The organism is Cupriavidus sp. H39 (assembly GCF_050271075.1).
Lineage (GTDB): Bacteria > Pseudomonadota > Gammaproteobacteria > Burkholderiales > Burkholderiaceae > Cupriavidus > Cupriavidus necator_B.
Window position 1 is genome coordinate 343918 of the sequence record NZ_CP189848.1, and the last position, 18119, is coordinate 362036.

An 18119-nucleotide genomic window follows, 5' to 3' on the forward strand; every position below is an offset into this window, starting at 1 on the left:
CCTTTCAGCGCAACAGGCGCCAGGCCAGCCGGGCCGCCACGCGCGCGCCGTGGTGGTCGCGGTCGTACTGGGGGTTGTACTCGGCGAGGTCGGCGACGCGCAGCTTGCCGCTGCGGCGGACCAGCCGGGCCACTTCTTCCACCACCGGCAACGGCACGCCGTAGGCGGCGGGCGCCGACACGCCCGGCATCACCGCGCCGGGCAGCGCGTCGAGGTCGATGGTCAGGTACACATGGTCGGCGGCATCGATGCGGGCTGACAGCTCCGCCAGCCGCGCGGCGAGGTCGCGTTCCTGCATGTCGACGTCTTCGACGTAGCAGACACCCAGTGCCTCGGCGCGACTGAACAGCGCCGGCGTATTGCTGAGGCGGCTGACTCCCAGGCAGACATAGTCGAACGGCTGGCCGCGCTCGGCGCAGGCGTTGGCAATCTGGTCGAAGGGGGTGCCGGAGCTGGCCGGCCGGCTGGTGCGCAGGTCGAAGTGGGCGTCGATATTGATGATGAGCACGCGCCCGCCATCGTCCTGAGCATCCAAGTGCGCGCGCAGGCCCTGCCACGTGCCCCAGGCCACTTCATGGCCGCCGCCCAGCACCAGCGGAACGCCGCCGCGGGCCAGTACGGCGCGCACGGTGTCCGCCAGCGCCTGCTGCGCCGATTCGAGGTCGCCGTCGTCGCAGTCGACATTGCCGGCGTCATGCAGCACCGGCAGGCCGTGCGCCGGCACGTTGGCCAGCGCCTGGCGGATGGCGTCGGGGCCCTGGGCGGCGCCGGGGCGGCCCTGGTTGCGCAGCACGCCGGCATCGCAACGGAAGCCGAGCAATACCGGCGCGTTGCCCAGCGGCGTGGCCTCCGAGGTGTCCAGCGCCTGCACGATGCGGAACAGCCGCGTGGTGTCGCCTTGCTCGCCGTGGTCGACACGGCCTTGCCACGGGTGATGCGTCACTGCCATCCTCATGCCCGCGTCAGCACGGCCTGCAGGAAGCCGCGCGTGCGTTCCTGCGTCGGCGCGGAGAAGATCACCGACGGCGGTCCCGCTTCGATGATGCCGCCGCCATCCATGACCACCACCACATCGGCCACCTCGCGGGCAAAGCCCATTTCATGGGTGACCACGACCATGGTCATGCCTTCGGCGGCCAGCACCTTCATCACCTGCAGCACTTCGCCCACCAGCTCCGGGTCCAGCGCGGAGGTGGGCTCGTCGAACAGCATCACGCGCGGCTCCATGGCCAGCGCGCGGGCAATCGCCACGCGCTGCTTCTGGCCGCCCGACAGGCTCGCCGGCATGGCATGGGCCTTGTGCGCCAGGCCGACTTTCTCGAGCAGGCGCATCGCCTTGCGCTCGGCGTCATCGCGAGACACGCCGCGCAGCATGCGCGGCCCGACCGTGACGTTGTGCAGCACCGACAGGTGCGGGAACAGGTTGAACGACTGGAACACCATGCCCACTTCGGTGCGCAGCTGGTTCAGCTGCTGCTCCCCGATCAGCTGGCCGTCGGTCACCAGGCGCTTGCCGACGATATCGATGGTGCCGGCTTCGGGCTGTTCCAGGCCGTTGCAGCAGCGCAGGAAGGTGCTCTTGCCCGAGCCGCTGGGGCCGATCACCACTACCACCTGCGACGGCTCCACGTCGAAGTCGATGCCGCGCAGCACCGTGTGGCTGCCGAACGATTTGCCGAGGTTGCGGATCCGGATGATTGCGGAATCGCTCATTGCACCATGCCTCCCATGCGCAGCCGTTGTTCGGCGCGACGCAGGATCAGCCCGGCCGCGCTTGTCAGGATCAGGTAAACCAGCGCGATCGCCAGGTAGACCTCCAGCGAGCGGTACGACACGCTGATGATCTTCTGGCCCTCGTGCATCAGGTCGGCGATGGTCAGCAGCGACACCAGCGCCGAGTTCTTGATCAGCGCGATGAACTCGTTGCCCAGCGGCGGGATCATGCGCACGATCGCCTGTGGCAGGATGATCGCGCGCATGGCCTGGCCAGACGACATCCCGATCGAGCGCGCGGCTTCCATCTGGCCCTTGTCGACGGACTGGATCGCGCCGCGCACGATTTCCGAGACATAGGCGCCGGAATAGATGCCCAGCCCGATCACGCCGCACACGAACGCCGGCAGCAGGATGTTGAACTGCGGCAGCCCGAAGAACAGCAGGAACAGCTGCACCAGCAGCGGCGTGCCGCGAATGAAGGTCACATACGCCGTGCAGATGCTGTAGATCACGCGGCGCTTCGGGTCCAGCCGGCCGATGCCGACCAGCAGGCCCATCACGCAGCCCAGCACCAGCGCGCACGCCGTCACCTGCACGGTGATGACGGCGCCGTGGAGGATGTCAGGCCACCCGGCGAAGACGGGAGAAAAATCCAGTTCCATGATGTCGGTCCGCGTGGCTTACTTGGCGGCGCTGCCGAACCACTTCTGGGTCAGCTTCGCGTACGTGCCATCGGCCTTGACTTTGGCCAGCGCGGCGTTGAGCGCGCGGGTCAGCTCGGGCGTGTCCTTGCGCACGGCCATGCCGTATTCCTCGGTGGTCAGCGGCTGCTCCACCATGCGCAGGCCGCCGCGGGTCTTGACGTACTGCATCGCGGCCGGCTTGCCGGTTACCGCGGCGTCGGCGCGGCCGATCTCGACCAGGTTGAACATTTCCTGGTTCTTCTCCACTTCCACGCGCTGCACTTGCGGATAGGTGTCGCGCAGGAAGCTGACCGACTTGGTTCCCACCTGCACGCTGACCTTCTTGCCGTTCAGGTCTTCCGGCTTGTTGATGGCGGTGTTGCCGCTCTTGACCAGCGCCACCAGGCCGCCGGTGTAGTACGGCTCGGTAAAGTCCACCACCTTGCGGCGCTCCGGGGTGATGTAGATGCCGGACACCGCCATGTCGAAGCGGCGCGAGACCAGGCCCGGGATCAGGCCCTTGAAGTCGATGTTGGTCCATTCCACCTGCTTGCCCATGGTCTTGGCCATGGCCTCGACCAGCTCCACGTCAAAGCCGGTGCGCTTGCCGTTCTCGATGAATTCCATCGGCGGGAAGGTGGCGTCGGTGGCCACGCGCAGCACGTTGCTGTCCTGCGCATGCGCGGCGGCGCCGAAGGTCAGTGCGGCCACGGCCGAGAGGCCGGCGATCAGGCATTTGCGACGAAGGTTCATGGGGGTCTCCTTTTTTCCGGGAACGGGATATCTGCCGTCGCGCGGGCTGCGGACGGCGGCGGTATTGCTCGGGTTTCAGTAGGACTGCAGCCGCGCGGAAATCCGCATGGCCGCGGCCACGGTCATCTCGATCAGCGCGCTTTCGCGCCCTTGCCGGCGCGTGGCCGGCACCATCAGCGTGATAGCGCCCAGCGCGTCGGCCTTGGCGCGCCGCGAGAACAGCGGCGCGCTCACGCCCCACACGCCGGGATCCACTTCGCCTTCGCTGATGGCGTAGCCGGTGTCGCGAATCGCAGCGAGTTCCGCCAGCAGTTGTTCCGCTTCGGCCGGCTCGCACTGCGCGCGGACCACGCGTTCGCGCGTGTCGTCGCGCATGAAGGCCAGCAACGACTTGGCCGACGCGCCCGCGCGCAGCGGCACGCCGCGCCCTTTCTCGAACGAGCAGCGCAGCGACTGGCGGCTCTCCACCATCTCCAGGCATACCGCGTGATCCTTGACCGCGACCACCAGGCCGACGCTTTCATCGGACTGCTGCGCCAGCAGGCGCATATCTGGCAAGGCTTCGCGGGCGAGGTGCGAGGCCATGTCAAAGCCCAGCGCTAGCTGCAGGCTGATCGGGCCCGGCGCATATTCGCCGTCGGACTCGAGCACGAAGCCCCAGCGCTTGAGCAGCATCAACTGGCGATAGAGCGTGCTTTTGGGCAGGCCGGTCCTGGCCACCAGCTCGCGCACCGTGATCGGTGCGCCGTGCTGCGCCAGCGCGGCCAGCACGAACAGCACGCGATCGGCACCGCCCGCGGGCTGGGCGGATTCGGCGGACACGGGCGCCGCCGGCGAGGGGACGATGGTGGGGTCGACAGCATTCAACATGGGGCCCAAGAATAGGACCGGATTCCCGGAAATCAAAACTGCCAGTCCCGGAAAATGGGAATGCGTGCCTAGGGATAACCCTTGGTGATCGGCAGATTTATCGTGCAGGTGAAGGGCGCGCCGCTTCGTCGCGTTCAATAGATGCCCGGCAGCATCCGCCACGTCCTGCCGCAGTACGACGTGTAGGCGTCGCCAAACTGGTCGCGCAGCAGCGCCTCTTCTGCCCGGATGCGGGCCAGCAGTGGCGGCACCATCAGCAGCGTCAGCACCACGCCCATGGCGGAGCGAAAGGCCAGTACCCATCCCAGCGAACTGATCAGGAAGCCGAGGTAGCTGGGGTGCCGGATGACGCCGTAGATGCCCGTGGTGACCAGCGTGTGGCCGGGCTGGATCGCCACCAGGCCGCTGAAGCGCCGCCCCAGCACAAACACGGGCCACAGCCGCAGCACGCCGCCGCCGGCGAACAGCGCCACGCCGATCCAGCGCATGGTGTCGCCATCGATGGTCCAGACGCCAATGCGGTCGGTAAAGGGGGGCAGGTACGCCGCCAGCAGCCCCAGCACGCCGAACACGGCCAGCACCCAGCGGTTGCCGCGGTCCTCGCGCATGCCGCTGCTGACGTTGCCGCCGGAAAAGAGGGCGGCGCCGGCCAGGGCAAACAGGACCAGGGACAGCGCCACGCGCGCCGGGTGCGCGAAGAAGGGCGCGATGCCGCCCCAGCCGGCGATGGCGATGGCCAGGTAGGCAATCGTGCCGGCCAGCGTGGCGAGCGCCATGCCAGGATTCGGGCGCATGGGGACCTCCGTTGCGACGGTGGATGCACAAGCGAAGGGTAAGCCTCGGGCGGCCAGGATGTCGAGGGCGTGCGGGTCATGCTTAAATCTGCGTTTCGTGCCCGTTGAAACCCGCGCCGGCAAAACACTATCGCCACACCATGACACCCCTGATCGATATCAAGAACCTCCAGCAAGCCGCCCAAGCATTTGGCGAAGCCCGACACTGGGGCAAGTACCACAGCCCCAAGAACCTGGCGATGGCGCTAAGCGTGGAGGTGTCCGAACTGGTCGAAATCTTCCAGTGGCAGACCGAGGATGAATCGCGCGCCATCATGTCCACGTCCAAGCGCGAGCATGTGGAGCAGGAGCTGGCGGATATCACCATCTATCTGACCCAGCTGGTGACGGCGTTGGGCGTGGATCTTGACGCGGCGGTGCGGGCGAAGATGGAATCGAATGCGAGGAAGTATCCGGTGCCGGAATGAATCACGGCGACGGCGTCGGATGATGGGGTGGGTGATCCCGGGCCATCAGCGGCTTTCCTCGATCACGACCCCCGCGTGCGCAGGGACGACATCAGCCTTTCCCGGCGGCATCCTTCTGTCTGACAAAAACAAATAAGGACGAGGGTCAACATGGGTCGCAGGAAGCAATCGAGCGTCTTCGAGGATCTGTATGGCATTGCCGCGGCACTGCCATGGTGGCTGGGCGCAACGGCGGCGATCCTTGCCTACGTCGTGTTGCATCGCTATGCAGTGGCCGAAGTGCCGGTCAACGCCGCGCCGGGGCAGATGGGACAGATGGTTGTATCGCAGATGGCCAAGGCGCTGTCGACATACGGCCAGTACATTGTCCCGCTGATATTGCTGGCGGGCGCGCTGGCTTCATGGCTCGGACGCCGCAAGCGGCAAGATCTGGTTCGCGACGTAGCGGCGGCCCGGCCTGGCGATGCGCTGCGTCAGATGACCTGGCAGGATTTCGAGCGGCTGGTGGGCGAGGTGTTCCGGATGCGCGGATATGCCGTCGCGGAGACCGGCGGCAGCGGAGCGGATGGCGGTATCGATCTGCGACTGAGGAAGGGAAACGAACTGGCTCTGGTTCAGTGCAAGCAATGGCGCGCCTACAAAGTCCCCGTCATGGTGGTACGCGAGCTGTATGGTGTGATGGCCGCGCAAGGGGCGGCGCAAGGGTATGTCGTGACATCGGGAAGGTTCACCGCCGATGCCCGGGCCTTCGCATCCGGGCGGAACATCGAACTGATCGACGGCGAAGCACTGATTGCACTGGCCAAGCGCGTCCGCGCGGCCACCCCGGTCGATCTTACCGCCCGGCCGTCCGCTCCTGCGAGCACGCCCGGATCCGCCCCGCAGCAGCCAGGGCGCGAGGCAAAACCGCCCGGCATTGCACCGGAGTGCCCGCGCTGTGGCGCTGCCATGATCCAGCGCATCGCAAAACAGGGAGCGAACGCTGGCAATTCCTTTTGGGGCTGCTCCACCTTTCCGAAATGCCGTGGGGTGCGTGGTCTCTGACCGTCGGCAACCTGCTGTGCGCTGATCAGAGCGACCTGGTCGCAAGGCTCGCCACCCAACCCGCCCCGTACAACCCCACCCCGAACACTGCATGCGTCAACAGGCTATGCAGCCGTGCCATGTTCGGCCGTGGCGTGCGGCGGGCCGCGATACCGGCGCCCATCGCCGGCTGCATCACCAGGAATGGCGCGGCGACGCTGCCGATGCCGACCATCAGTGCTGGCGCCAGCGTCGGGTGGCGCGTCCAGTCCAGGCCCCATAACGCCAGCAATATTCCCGCGAACGCGATCCCCGTCAGGTAATGGGCGAACCAGCCGATGGCCTGCTCGCCGCGCACCGGTGGCGTGGCGGCGATGGGGTGATGGCGCAAACGTCCGCGCGGCAGCCAGGCGAGCCAGCGCCCGACCAGGCCATAGTTCAACGCGGGCACGCCGAGCAGCCGTTTGCGCAGGATGGCCCAGGCATCCATGACCAGCGTCGCGCCGGTGCCGATCACGGTGGCATGGAGCAGCATTGCGGTGGTGCTATCCGGCATGGTTTGAGTCCTGGCCATTGGGCGAAGTGGCCGCGGTCGCGCGGGCGGTGATGGTCCAGCACGCTGCGGTGTAGCGCACGGTGTCGCCATGCACGTAGGGCGCGAATGCGGCGCGCACGGTGTCGATAACCCGCTCGCGCGTGGCGGCGTCGGCGCCTTGCAGCGCCAGCCCCACGGGACCGAGCCGGGACAGGTAGCCGGCCAGGGCCGGCTCCGGCAGCGTGCAGCTCACGTCGGTCGGGCGGATGTCGATATCGCCCCAGCCGCTCGCTTGCAGTACCGACAGCACGCGCCCGCGGTCGCCAAAGGCGAATTGTCCCGGCGCGCCCGGCTGCCGCGGCGGCAGGTTTGGCAGCAGCGGCGCGGCGGCCCGCTCGGCGGTGGTCATGAAGGGGTTGTCGGCGGCGCTGCGCCAGGCGATGCAGTGCAGCGTGGCGTCGGACGTCGCAGCCCGGCGCAGGTTGGCGAAGGCGCGCACCGGGTGGCTGAAGAACATCACGCCCAGGCGCGACACGATCATGTCGAAGCTTGCCGGGGCGAAGGCGTGCTCTTGCGCATCGGCATGGATAAAGTCTGCGTTGGCGCCCTCGCGCTGGGCGCGTGCGCGCGCGGCGGCGAGCATCGGTGCGGAAATGTCGATGCCGGTGCAGCGGCCCCGCGCACCCAGGCGCCGCGCCAGTGCCAGCGTGGTGCTGCCGGTGCCGCAGCCGACATCGAGGATGCGCTGCGCCCGGTTCCGGGCCACGGCTTCGACCAGCAGTTCCTCCAAGGGCCGGAGCATGTCGTCCAGCAGTCCCTGGTGCTCGACCCACGCCTGGCCTGACGCGCCGTTCCACAGTGCGGCCTGCTCGTTGCCATTGCCGCTGGTTTGCCGTTGTTCACCCATGGTCGTATCCCCTTGCCTGGTTGGAAGCTACACTGTGCCAGTTCAAGTCGACTTGAGGTCAAGGGTGCAAAGCCTGGATATTGCGGAAGTGGCCCGGCAGGCCGGCGTGCCGGCCTCGACGCTGCGGTACTACGAGGAAAGGGGCCTGATCGCGTCGATTGGCCGGCGCGGGATGCGGCGCGTGTTCGCCGCCGACGTGCTGGAGCGGCTGGCGCTGGTCGCGCTGGGGCGGGCCGCCGGTTTCACGCTGGACGACATTGCGCGGATGTTCTCGCCGCAGGGCCAGCCGCGCATCGACCGGCAGATGCTGGCCGCCAGGGCGGACGAGCTGGACCGGACCATCCGCAAGCTGACGGCGATGCGCGACGGGCTGCGGCATGCGGCGGTTTGCCCGGCGCCCAGCCATATGGAGTGCCCGACCTTCCGGCGCATCGTGCAGGCGGCGGCTTCCGGGGCGATCGGCGGGCGGCGCGAGCGCGCACCCGCGCCACCGGCCAGATCGCGATGATTGCCCGGGAACTCAGCCCAGCCTGAACTGCCCCACCGCCCCAGCCAGGCTTCCGGCCTGCGCCTGCAGCGCTGCTGCCGCCGCGCTGGACTGCTCCACCAGCGCGGCGTTCTGCTGCACCATCTGATCCAGCTGGCCCACGGCCATATTCACCTCTTGAATGCCGCGCGTCTGTTCCGTCGCCGCATGAGTGATCTCGTTAATAATTTCGGTCACCTTCGAGACGTTGCTGACGATCTCGCTCATGGTGTCGCCGGCGCGTCGGACCTGGTCCGAACCCGTGGCGACGCTGCCGACGGTGGTTTCGATCAGGGTCTTGATTTCCCGCGCGGCCTGGGCGCTGCGCTGGGCCAGCGCGCGCACTTCGCCGGCGACCACGGCGAAGCCCCGGCCCTGGTCGCCGGCGCGCGCGGCTTCCACGGCGGCGTTGAGCGCCAGGATGTTGGTCTGGAAGGCGATGCCCTCGATCACGCCGATGATGTCGGAAACCTTGACCGAGGCGGTTTCGATCTGCCCCATGGTGCTGATCACTGCGCCGATCACCACGCCGCCGTCGGCGGCCACGCGCGAGGCGGCCGCGACGGAGGCGTTGGCGTGCTGCGCCGAACTGGCCGACTGGCCGACCGTGGCGGTGATTTCTTCCATCGACGCGGCGGTCTGCTGCAGGCTGGCGGCGGCGGACTCGGTGCGGCGCGACAGGTCCATGTTGCCGGCGGCAATCTCGTCGGAAGCGGCGCGCACGGATTCGCTGGCATCGCGGATCTGGCGCAAGATCGTGCAGAGCTTGTCGGCGAAGGCGTTGAAGGCGCGCGCGATCTGCGCGACCTCGTCATGGCCTGTAGCGGGCAGGCGCTGGGTCAGGTCGCCGTCGCCGGAGCCGATCGCGTCCATGGCGTCGCGCACGGTGGACAGGCCACGCAGCGACATCGTCGCCACGCCCCACACCACCGCCGCGGCCACGCCGGCGATCAGCACCAGCGCGATGACCGAAGCGATCAGCACGGAGCGCATGCCCGCGGTGGCTTCGGCCTTGTCCAGGGCGACGATGACCATCCAGTCGGTGCCCGGGATGGCGCGCGCGCCCAGCAGCTTGGCGTTGCCGCCGACTTCGACTTCCAGCGGCGTCTTCGCGCCGGTTAAGGCGGCCAGCTTGTCGGCGGTCAGCGCGGGCACCAGCTCCGTCACCGGCTTGAGCGTCAGCTTGTCGTCGGTGTGCGCGACGATGTCGCCGTTCATGGCCACCAGCATGCCGAAGCTTGCCGGCGACGGGTGGATCGCCTTGACGTTGGCGATCACGGTGTCCATGGCGACATCGCCCGACACCACGGCGCGCACGGCGCCGTCGCGCACCACCGGCGTGGCGAATGCCACCACCAGCTTGCCCGTGCCGGCATCGACGTAAGGCGGCGTGACCACGGGCTTGCCGGCCGCGGCGGCCTGCTGGTACCAGGGGCGGCCGGTGGGATCGTAGCCGGGCGGGATGCCTTGCGGGTTGGAAAACTTCGCGCTCTTGTCGGCGTAGCCGACGTAGACGTTGGTAAAGCCGCCGGCATCGGCAACCTGCTTCAGCGCAGCGTCGGGCTCGGGCTGCAGCACGGCATCCTGCAGCGACGCGATCATCTGGCTGTGCGATGCGACCCAGTCGACGATGGCGCTGGCGTGCCCGCTTTGCACGGCGGCCAGGCTGCTGTCGATGGCGTCTTCGTTATAGCGATTGGCAACGAACTGGTTCAGTGCCGTGTTAATGGCGAGCGCGGCGACCACGATGGCCACGCACAGGGCCACGATCCGCGCCGGAGGGAAATGAACATCAAGGGGAATCCTTCGTAAGGAATCGTTGGGGGCGTTTGCAGAGATCTGCAGCGTGGGATTTCCACCCCGCTGTATACGGTGCGCGGCCTGCCGACTTGAGCAATGTGACGGAATCGCGGGCGGTGCGCGAAAGTTGACGAAACAATGGGCCGAAATCGTGCAGGAGTCGCCGCTTTAAAAGGCATTGCAGCAGCGGCAGGCAGCAATTGCGCACCAGCACGCCCGGCGGATGCGAAACGGATCAGCGGTCTGCCGAACCGCGTCAATGCACTGCAATAAGCGCCGCGCTGCGGCGCAACGGCAAAACCGAAGCGCTCGCTTCCGCGCAAGGGCTGGAATGCAGCAGAAGCGCTGCGGCGCCGCGCTGACGGCGTCAAGCGATCGGCCGTGGCGTTCCTCCAAGACAGGCTGACCGCTCATGCAGACAATGCGCGGACTTTTTCACAACGTATTACAAAGATTTACAACGATTATGCGAACCGCAACATATGCTCCGATCACCCCACAAACAACAATGCGGAGAAACTACCGTGTCAGTCCTTTCTAATACTTCCGCGCCGTTGCGTCTGCTGGCCCTGAGCGGCGTCCTTGCGCTGGCCGCCTGCGGCGGTGGCGGCGGCGATGATGGTGGCGCCGGTCGGGGCACGCTGCAGGTGTCGATGACCGATGCGCCGGCCTGCGGCTTCAGCAATGTCTTCGTGACGGTGAACAAGGTGCGCGTGCATAGCAGCGCCAGCGCCGAGACCAACGCCGCCGGCTGGGTCGATATCGATGTGGTGCCGGCGCGCAAGATCGACCTGCTGTCGCTGACCAACGGCGTGATGACGGTGCTAGGCCAGACCGCGCTGCCGGCTGGCAACTACCAGCAGGTGCGCCTGGTGCTGGATGCCAACCGTGGCGGCGGCGCGGCGGCCCTGGCCAATTCCGTGGTGCCCGTCGGCGGCACCGAGCAGGCGCTCGATACGCCCAGCGCGGTGCAATCCGGCATCAAGATCAATCGTCCGTTCACGGTGGCGCGCGACACGCTGACCGACCTGGTGCTGGACTTCGACGCATGCAAGTCGGTGGTGACGCGCGGCAATGGCACCTATGGCCTGAAGCCGGTGGTGACCGCGATCCCGATGACCGTCAGCGGCGAAGTGAACGGCGTGGTGGCCGCGGCGCCGGGTGCGCGCGTCTATGCCGAGCGCAATGGCGTGGTGGTGAAGGCGACCGTGGCCGATGCCAACGGCAGCTTCCGGCTGTCGCCGATCGAGCAAAGCAGCACGGCTGGTCCGGTCGACGTGGTGGTGGTGCCGGGTGCGGCCAACGCCAAGGCCGCGGGCATCGTGCGCGGCGTGCCGGTGGTGGTGGGCACGCCCACCGTGGTCTCGACCGCGGCGGCACCGATGACGCTGCCGGCATCGACCTATCGCCGCGTGTCGGGCGTGGTGGCGCCGGCTTCGGCCGAAGCCACGCTGCGCGCGCTGCAACTGGTCAGCGGCGGTACCTTTGAAATCGCCGCGACCGCGGCGGCCAGCGATACCGGCGCCTACAGCCTGTTTGCGGCCGAACCAGCGCTGCCGGTGGCCGCGCCGGTGATCGGCACCTACCAGGCCGCGCTGCCGATCCCGCTGTCGCCGGATGGCGCCGCGGCCGGCAAGTACAGCATCCAGGCCACCAGCATCACCGGTGCCGCGCAGACGCAGCCCGCGGACGTCAATATCGCGGACGCGCTGCTCAATTTCTCGTTCTGAACCCGGGGGATCGGGGAGCGGGCCGGAAGGGGGCGTTTGCCCTCTTCCGGTTTTTTCATGGGCGATCGGTTTAGGCGCGCCGTCACCCGCCGGGCTTGGATTCCCGCTAGACTGCCAGTCTCGCGATTCGGGAGACCGCGCCATGCCAGCACGCCCCGCGGCGAAGGCCGCATCCACGCCTGCAGTACCCGCAGCGCCCGCGTCCAAAGCAACATCGACCGCGCCATCGCGCAAGGCCGCCACGCCGGCCGGACTGGTGCGCGTGGGCATCGGCGGCTGGAATTACGCGCCGTGGCGCGACAACTTCTATCCCGCGAAATTGCCGCAGTCGCGCGAGCTGGCCTACGCCAGCCGCCACCTCAGCGCGATCGAAATCAACAGCACCTATCACGGCACGCAGAAGCGCACCTCGTTCGCCAAGTGGCGCGACGAAACGCCCGATGACTTTGTCTTTGCGGTAAAGGCCTCGCGCTTTGCCACCAACCGCCGCGTGCTGGCGGACTCCGGGGACTCAATCGCGCGCTTTGTCGACAGCGGCATTGCCGAGCTGGGCCGCAAGCTGGGGCCGGTGGTGTGGCAGTTCGCGCCGACCAAGCAGTTCGATGCCGAAGACTTCGAGGCCTTCCTGCAATTGCTGCCGGATTCGGTGGAAGGCGTAAGGCTGCGCCATGTGCTGGAGGTGCGCCACCCCAGCTTCCGCTCGCCGGATTACCTGAAGCTCGCCCGCAAGTACAAGGCCGCCACGGTCTTTACGGATTCGCATAAATTCCCGTCGATGGCGGACCCGACCGCCGACTTTGTCTACGCCCGACTGATGGAAAGCAGCGAGAAGCTGAAGACCGGCTATGGTCCGAAGGCGCTCGACCAATGGGCCGAACGCGCGCAGTCGTGGGCGCGGGGCGCGCAGCCGGACGACTTGCCGATGCTCGAAGACCGCAAGCCCGCTGCACGCAAGCGCGAGGTCTTTATCTTCTTCATCAACGGTGCCAAGGAACGAGCCCCGGCCGCCGCGCAGGCGTTGCTGGAGCGGCTGGGCTGGACCCCGCCCGCCGATGCGAATGCCTGACGCCGCCTCGCTATAATCGCGCATGAACTCGACCCCCGCCCAGCCGCAAGCCGGCACCGCTTTCTCCACCCTGCCCTTGTCGCCCGCCATGCTCGCCACGCTGGCGCAGCTCGGCTATGACGAAATGACGCCGATCCAGGCGGCCAGCCTGCCGATCACATTGGCGGGCCAGGACCTGGTGGCGCAGGCCAAGACCGGCAGCGGCAAGACCGCGGCGTTCGGGCTGGCGCTGCTGCACCGGCTCGATCCGCGCCGCTTCGACGTGCAGGCCATGGTGCTGTGCCCTACGCGCGAGCTGGCCGACCAGGTCACGCAGGAAATCCGCCGCCTGGCGCGCGCCGAAGAAAACGTCAAGGTGCTGACACTGTGCGGCGGCTCGCCGATGCGCCCGCAGGTCGACAGCCTGATCCATGGCGCGCATATCGTGGTCGGCACGCCGGGCCGCATCCTGGACCACATCGATCGCGGCAGCCTGGACCTGTCCGGCATCAGCACGCTGGTGCTGGACGAGGCCGACCGCATGCTCGACATGGGCTTCTTCGACGACATCGCCTATGTGGCCAGCCGTTGCCCGAAGGACCGCCAGACCCTGCTGTTTTCCGCGACCTACCCGCCCGGCATCGACAAGCTCAGCCACCGCTTCCTGCGCCAGCCGCAGTCGCTCAAGCTGGATGCCACGCACGACAACAGCACCATCCGCCAGCGCTTCTACGAGGTGGAAGAGAGCGAGCGCCTGAACGCGGTGGGGCGGCTGCTGGACCACTTCCGGCCGGCCAGCACGCTGGCCTTCTGCAATACCAAGGCGCGCTGCCGCGACCTGGTGGAACTGCTGCGCGCGCAGGGCTACCAGGCGCTGGCGCTGCACGGCGAACTGGAGCAGCGCGAGCGCGACCAGGTGCTGGTGCAGTTTGGCAACCGCAGCTGCTCGGTGCTGGTAGCTACCGACGTGGCCGCGCGCGGGCTTGATATCGCCCAGCTGGAGGCGGTGATCAATGTCGAGATCACCCCCGACCCGGAAGTCCACGTGCACCGTATTGGCCGCACCGGGCGTGCCGACCAGGAGGGCTGGGCCTTCAGCCTGGTCAGCATGGACGAGATGGGCCGCGTGGGCAACCTCGAGCAGCACCACGGCGGCGAGTTCGAATGGCATCCGCCGGCCGAGTTGACCCCAGCCAGCACCGAGCGCCTGCTGCCGCCGATGGTGACGCTGCAGATGCTGGGCGGCCGCAAGGAGAAGATCCGCCCCGGCGACATCCTCGGCGCGCTGACCGGCGAGGCCGGCTTTGCCAAGGAGCAGATCGGCAAGATCAACGTGCTGGAAATGTCGACCTATATCGCCGTGGAACGCAGCATCGCCCGCGAGGCGGTGAAGCGGCTCAACGCCGGCAAGGTCAAGGGCAAGAAGGTGAAAGTGCGGTTGCTGACAGAGTAAGGCGCCAACGGCCAGTAATGGGTGCGCCACACCCTTGCTTACGAAGATTAGCGTAAGTCACCCTGTAAGCCGGCGCATTCCTTTGCTACTCTGGTTCCATTGGCAGCAAGCCAGGTAGCGCCAGCCGCATGTTTCTAGACGGAAGAGGAGTTGGTGATGAAAACCGCACGCCAGGTTCTGGAGTCCAAGCCGAGTCAGGCCATCTACAGCATTCCCCCCACGGCGACAGTCTACGCCGCGCTGCAGCTGATGGCCGAGAAAGGCATCGGCGCGCTGCTGGTCATTGAGCATGGCGAGATCAAGGGCATCCTCAGCGAGCGCGACTATGCGCGCAAGGTGATCTTGATGCAGCGCACCTCGCGCGAGACGCTGGTGCGCGACATCATGACCACCGCGGTCATCTACGTCAGCGCCAACCAGACCACCGACGAATGCATGGCGCTGATGACCCGGCACCGGCTGCGCCACCTGCCGGTGATGCAGGGCGACGAGCTGATCGGCATGCTGTCGATCGGCGACCTGGTCAAGGACATCATCTCCGAACAGCAGTTCATCATCGAGCAGCTGGAGCATTACATCACTGGCGGCGGACATTAGCGTTTCATGGGTCGCTGCCCGGCCCTGATGGCGAAGGCAGCGGCTCCCGCGGGAGGCCATGTCCGACCGGCCCGATCCCGCTGCAAGCACGATATGCGATGGCCGCATATAATTATGCGTTCGCTGAATTAGGCCAACCGCCCCGGCATCACGCCCCCCTCGCGCGGTTCCCGGCCGAGATTCCCCGCATTCGTCGTTGCTTTCGCCGCACATTGCTGCGGCTTTGTGCTTGCCCATGTCTTCGCCCGCTTCTGCCGCATCGCCTGTTTCGCCAACCCCCGGCAACACAACCGCCCTGCCCGTCCACGATCACCGCGCGGTGATGCGCGTGATTGGCGGCATCGTGCTGTGCATCCTGCTGGCCGCGCTCGACCAGACCGTGGTGATCCCGGCGGTGCCGGCAATCGCCAATGACCTGAACGGCTTCGGCCACCTGTCGTGGATCGTCACGGCCTACCTGATCGTGTCGACGGTGACCACGCCGCTGTACGGCAAGCTGTCCGACAGTTTCGGGCGGCGGCGCCTGCTGATGGTGGCGATCACACTGTTTATCGGCGCCTCGGTGGCGTGCGCGCTGGCGCAGACGCTGGGACAGCTGATCCTGTTCCGCGCCTTGCAGGGCGTGGGCGGCGGCGGGCTGATGTCGCTGGCGCAGGCCGCCATCGCCGACGTGGTGGCGCCGCGCCAGCGCGGGCGCTACCAGGGCTACCTGGCCACGGTATGGGCCGTGGCGTCGATCGCCGGGCCGCTGGTGGGCGGCTGGGTCTCCGACCACATGTCGTGGCGCTGGCTGTTCTGGGTCAACGTGCCGCTGGGCCTGCTGGCGATGTTCATGTGCTACCGCGGCCTGGCCATGCTGCCCGCGCGCGGCGGGCGCGCGCGCGTCGACTGGCTGGGCGCGCTGCTGCTGGCGGTGGCCATCGTTGCCTTCCTGCTGGCGATGAGCTGGGGCGGCGACGTCTACGACTGGCTCTCGCCGGAACTGGGCGCCCTGCTGCTGGCCGCGGTCGCGGCCGTGCTGCTGCTGGGCTGGCAGGAGCGCCGCGCGGCGGACCCGATGCTGCCGCCGCGCCTGTTCGCCAACCGTGCCTATGTGCTCGGGGTGGCCGCGTCGGCGCTGGCCGCGCTCGACATCTTCCTGTGCATCTTCGCCCTGCCCCTGCATTTCCAGCTGGTGCGCGGCGCCGATGCGTCGACCTCCGGCCTGCTGGTGATGCCGTTCCTGCTGGCGACGGTGGCGGGCAACTTCATCGTGGCGTGGCTGGCGCCGCGGGTGGGCCGCATGCGCGGCATCCTGACCGCGGGCTATATCGCCGGCGCGCTGGGGCTGATCGTGCTGGCGCTGGTGACCCCCGGCGTGCCGCTGTCGGTGGTGCTGGCGGCGATGACGCTGGCCGGCGTGGGCCTGGGCATCACCATGGTGGCGACGCTGATGAGCGTGCAGAACACGCTGGAGCGCCGCGATACCGGCGCCGGCACCGGCGCGCTGCTGGTGCTGCGCTCGCTCGGCAGCGCGCTGGGCGGCGCCCTGGCCGGCACGCTGCTGACGCTGGAATTCCGCCATTCGCTCGCGGCCTCGGGGGTCACGCAAGTGCTGGACCTGGGCGCGCTGCGCCATGGCAGCGAGGCCTTCGCGCAGCTGTCGCCCTCGGTACGCGCGGTGTTGGCGGGCGGCGTCGAATCCGGCTTTCACCTGATCTTTGCGGTGGGCGCGGCGGCGGCGGTACTGGCGCTGCTGATCGTGCGCCGCATGCCAGACGTGGAGCTGCGCAGCAGCGTGACCGAACACGCCGCCACGTTGGCGATGGACTGACCGGACTGAAGCGGGGGCGCATCCGGCAGGCCGCCGTGGGCATAAACTAGCGTACCTGCTACTGCGAGCCGACCACCGGAGCCCCGTTGCCATGAGCCGTCGTCCCCTGACTTTCCGCCTGTCCGCCCCCCTGGCTGCCGCCCTCACCCTGGCCGCGGCCGGCGCCACGCTGACGCCGTCGCCGCTGCGCGCCGCCGACAAGCCTGCCGTGCCTGCCGCACTGGCCGCGGCCGGCGCTTGCCCGGCCTCGCTCAACTTCACCTTCCCGCGCCTGCAGGACGATGCGCCACAGAACCTGTGCCAGTACGCGGGCAAGGTGGTGCTGGTGGTCAATACCGCGAGCTATTGCGGATTCACGCCGCAGTACGAAGGGCTTGAGGCGCTGTACGCGAAGTACGGCGCGCGCGGACTGGTGGTTCTGGGCTTCCCGTCCAATGACTTCTCGCAGGAGCCGGGCTCGCAGAAAGAGATCGCGGACTTTTGCTACAACACCTACGGCGTCAAGTTCCCGATGCTGGGCAAGTCGCATGTGCGCGGCAGCGACGCCAACCCGATGTACGCGCTGCTGGCGAAGCAGACCGGCACCGCGCCCAAATGGAATTTCTACAAATACCTGATCGGCCGCGACGGCAAGGTGGTGTCCAGCTACGGCAGCCGCACCGCGCCGGACGACAAGGAGCTGGTGGCGAAGATCGAAGCGCTGCTCGGCGCGCCGCGCTGAGCAGCGCTTCGTCGCGCGGCCTGACTCAGTCGCGCACCAGCCCTTCGGCCCGCATCGCTTCCTGCACCGCGGGCCGCGCGGCAACGCGGGACAGGTATTGCTGCAGCGCCGGGTAGTCATTCAGCGGCAGCTTCAGGATGCGGGCCCAACCGACGATGGTGAAGCAGTACGCATCGGCCACCGTGAAGGTGTCGCCGGTCAGGTACGCGCGGGTTTGCAGATGCTGGTCCAGTTCGGCAAAGCGGCGGTGCAGCTTGGCCTTGCATTCTTCCTGCGTGCTTTGCGCGGTTTCCTTGTGCCACAGCCAAGGGCTGAAGACCTTGTGCAATTCCGTCGACACCAGCGTGATCCAGCCGGTGGCTTGGAGGCGCTCGCGGGTGCCGGCGGCGGGCAGCAGCGCGCGTTCGGGAACCAGGTCGGCGATGTATTGCAGCAGCGAGGCCACCTCGGTATGGCGCGAGCCGTCGTCCAGCTGAAGCAGCGGCACGTAGCCGCGCGGGTTGATGGTGTAGTAGTCGTCGGTGCCGTTTTCCGGCACGGCGAGCTTGTGGTGGTGCAGGTCGACCTTGGCCAGCGTGACCGGCAGGCCGGCTTCGCGCAGCGCGATATGGACGGCCATCGAGCAAACGCCCGGCGTGTAGTAGAGCTTCATCGCGATCCTGTGGTGGTTGCCAGGCCGCCACGCC

The 18119-nt window shown here is 67.8% G+C and carries 19 protein-coding genes; 9 read left to right on the forward strand and 10 right to left on the reverse strand.

Annotated elements, in window-relative coordinates:
* Window positions 1-4 precede the first annotated feature (4 nt).
* The 6 genes from hutG to ACOCMH_RS17000 all read right to left on the reverse strand — a co-directional run bounded on the left by hutG (window position 5) and on the right by ACOCMH_RS17000 (window position 4816).
* Window positions 5-955 carry a formimidoylglutamase gene (gene hutG / locus ACOCMH_RS16975; protein WP_427312166.1) on the reverse strand — a complete coding sequence of 317 codons (951 nt, stop codon included), beginning with the start codon at window positions 953-955 and terminating at the stop codon, window positions 5-7.
* Entirely contained in the window at window positions 952-1713 is a 762-nt protein-coding gene (locus ACOCMH_RS16980) for an amino acid ABC transporter ATP-binding protein (RefSeq protein ID WP_427312168.1), read from the reverse strand. The genes hutG and ACOCMH_RS16980 overlap by 4 nt, the downstream gene beginning before the upstream one ends.
* Entirely contained in the window at window positions 1710-2378 is a 669-nt protein-coding gene (locus tag ACOCMH_RS16985; protein ID WP_116330216.1) for an amino acid ABC transporter permease, read from the reverse strand. The genes ACOCMH_RS16980 and ACOCMH_RS16985 overlap by 4 nt, the downstream gene beginning before the upstream one ends.
* Window positions 2379-2396: 18 nt before the next feature.
* Window positions 2397-3152, reverse strand: a complete 756-nt coding sequence (locus ACOCMH_RS16990; protein WP_427312170.1) for a glutamine ABC transporter substrate-binding protein — start codon at window positions 3150-3152, stop codon at window positions 2397-2399.
* A gap of 75 nt (window positions 3153-3227) precedes the next feature.
* Complete coding sequence (locus tag ACOCMH_RS16995) at window positions 3228-4022, reverse strand: IclR family transcriptional regulator (protein ID WP_427312172.1); 795 nt, start codon at window positions 4020-4022, stop codon at window positions 3228-3230.
* A gap of 134 nt (window positions 4023-4156) precedes the next feature.
* A complete protein-coding gene (locus ACOCMH_RS17000; RefSeq protein ID WP_427312174.1) occupies window positions 4157-4816 on the reverse strand; it encodes a methyltransferase family protein in 660 nt (219 codons plus the stop codon).
* Window positions 4817-4956: 140 nt separating this feature from the next.
* Between ACOCMH_RS17000 and ACOCMH_RS17005 the strand changes: the two genes are divergently transcribed.
* Together ACOCMH_RS17005 and ACOCMH_RS17010 are read left to right on the forward strand one after the other, a co-directional pair.
* A complete protein-coding gene (locus tag ACOCMH_RS17005; RefSeq protein ID WP_427312176.1) occupies window positions 4957-5283 on the forward strand; it encodes a nucleotide pyrophosphohydrolase in 327 nt (108 codons plus the stop codon).
* Between the two features lie 150 nt (window positions 5284-5433).
* Complete coding sequence (locus tag ACOCMH_RS17010) at window positions 5434-6327, forward strand: restriction endonuclease (protein ID WP_427312178.1); 894 nt, start codon at window positions 5434-5436, stop codon at window positions 6325-6327.
* 25 nt (window positions 6328-6352) lie between these two features.
* Here ACOCMH_RS17010 and ACOCMH_RS17015 read toward each other — a convergent pair whose 3' ends face one another.
* Both ACOCMH_RS17015 and ACOCMH_RS17020 read right to left on the reverse strand, forming a co-directional pair.
* Window positions 6353-6862 (reverse strand): DUF2938 domain-containing protein, encoded by a 510-nt coding sequence (locus ACOCMH_RS17015; protein ID WP_427312180.1) that lies wholly within the window; start codon window positions 6860-6862, stop codon window positions 6353-6355.
* Window positions 6852-7748: a class I SAM-dependent methyltransferase gene (locus ACOCMH_RS17020; RefSeq protein ID WP_427312182.1), complete on the reverse strand. Its 897-nt coding sequence runs from the start codon at window positions 7746-7748 to the stop codon at window positions 6852-6854. The genes ACOCMH_RS17015 and ACOCMH_RS17020 overlap by 11 nt, the downstream gene beginning before the upstream one ends.
* 64 nt (window positions 7749-7812) lie before the next feature.
* On the opposite strand from ACOCMH_RS17020, the gene ACOCMH_RS17025 reads away from it, so the two are divergent.
* A complete protein-coding gene (locus tag ACOCMH_RS17025) occupies window positions 7813-8256 on the forward strand; it encodes a helix-turn-helix domain-containing protein (RefSeq protein WP_427312184.1) in 444 nt (147 codons plus the stop codon).
* Window positions 8257-8268: 12 nt separating this feature from the next.
* Here ACOCMH_RS17025 and ACOCMH_RS17030 read toward each other — a convergent pair whose 3' ends face one another.
* A complete protein-coding gene (locus tag ACOCMH_RS17030; protein WP_427313311.1) occupies window positions 8269-10077 on the reverse strand; it encodes a methyl-accepting chemotaxis protein in 1809 nt (602 codons plus the stop codon).
* Window positions 10078-10598: 521 nt separating this feature from the next.
* Here ACOCMH_RS17030 and ACOCMH_RS17035 point away from each other — a divergent pair.
* The 6 genes from ACOCMH_RS17035 (at window position 10599) to ACOCMH_RS17060 (ending at window position 17433) form a co-directional block, all read left to right on the forward strand.
* Window positions 10599-11804: a DUF4382 domain-containing protein gene (locus tag ACOCMH_RS17035; protein WP_427312186.1), complete on the forward strand. Its 1206-nt coding sequence runs from the start codon at window positions 10599-10601 to the stop codon at window positions 11802-11804.
* A gap of 142 nt (window positions 11805-11946) precedes the next feature.
* Window positions 11947-12870, forward strand: coding sequence for a DUF72 domain-containing protein (locus tag ACOCMH_RS17040; RefSeq protein ID WP_427312188.1), 924 nt, complete (start codon window positions 11947-11949; stop codon window positions 12868-12870).
* A 22-nt stretch (window positions 12871-12892) separates the two neighbouring features.
* Window positions 12893-14302, forward strand: a complete 1410-nt coding sequence (gene dbpA, locus ACOCMH_RS17045) for an ATP-dependent RNA helicase DbpA (RefSeq protein ID WP_427312189.1) — start codon at window positions 12893-12895, stop codon at window positions 14300-14302.
* 156 nt (window positions 14303-14458) lie between these two features.
* Window positions 14459-14899: a CBS domain-containing protein gene (locus ACOCMH_RS17050; protein ID WP_427312191.1), complete on the forward strand. Its 441-nt coding sequence runs from the start codon at window positions 14459-14461 to the stop codon at window positions 14897-14899.
* 322 nt (window positions 14900-15221) lie between these two features.
* Complete coding sequence (locus ACOCMH_RS17055) at window positions 15222-16712, forward strand: MDR family MFS transporter (RefSeq protein ID WP_427313312.1); 1491 nt, start codon at window positions 15222-15224, stop codon at window positions 16710-16712.
* A gap of 91 nt (window positions 16713-16803) precedes the next feature.
* Window positions 16804-17433 carry a glutathione peroxidase gene (locus ACOCMH_RS17060; protein WP_427312193.1) on the forward strand — a complete coding sequence of 210 codons (630 nt, stop codon included), beginning with the start codon at window positions 16804-16806 and terminating at the stop codon, window positions 17431-17433.
* 25 nt (window positions 17434-17458) lie between these two features.
* Here ACOCMH_RS17060 and gstA read toward each other — a convergent pair whose 3' ends face one another.
* The gene (gene gstA, locus ACOCMH_RS17065; protein WP_427312195.1) at window positions 17459-18085 is read right to left on the reverse strand and encodes a glutathione transferase GstA; all 627 of its coding nucleotides are present in this window, start codon (window positions 18083-18085) and stop codon (window positions 17459-17461) included.
* Window positions 18086-18119 lie beyond the last annotated feature (34 nt).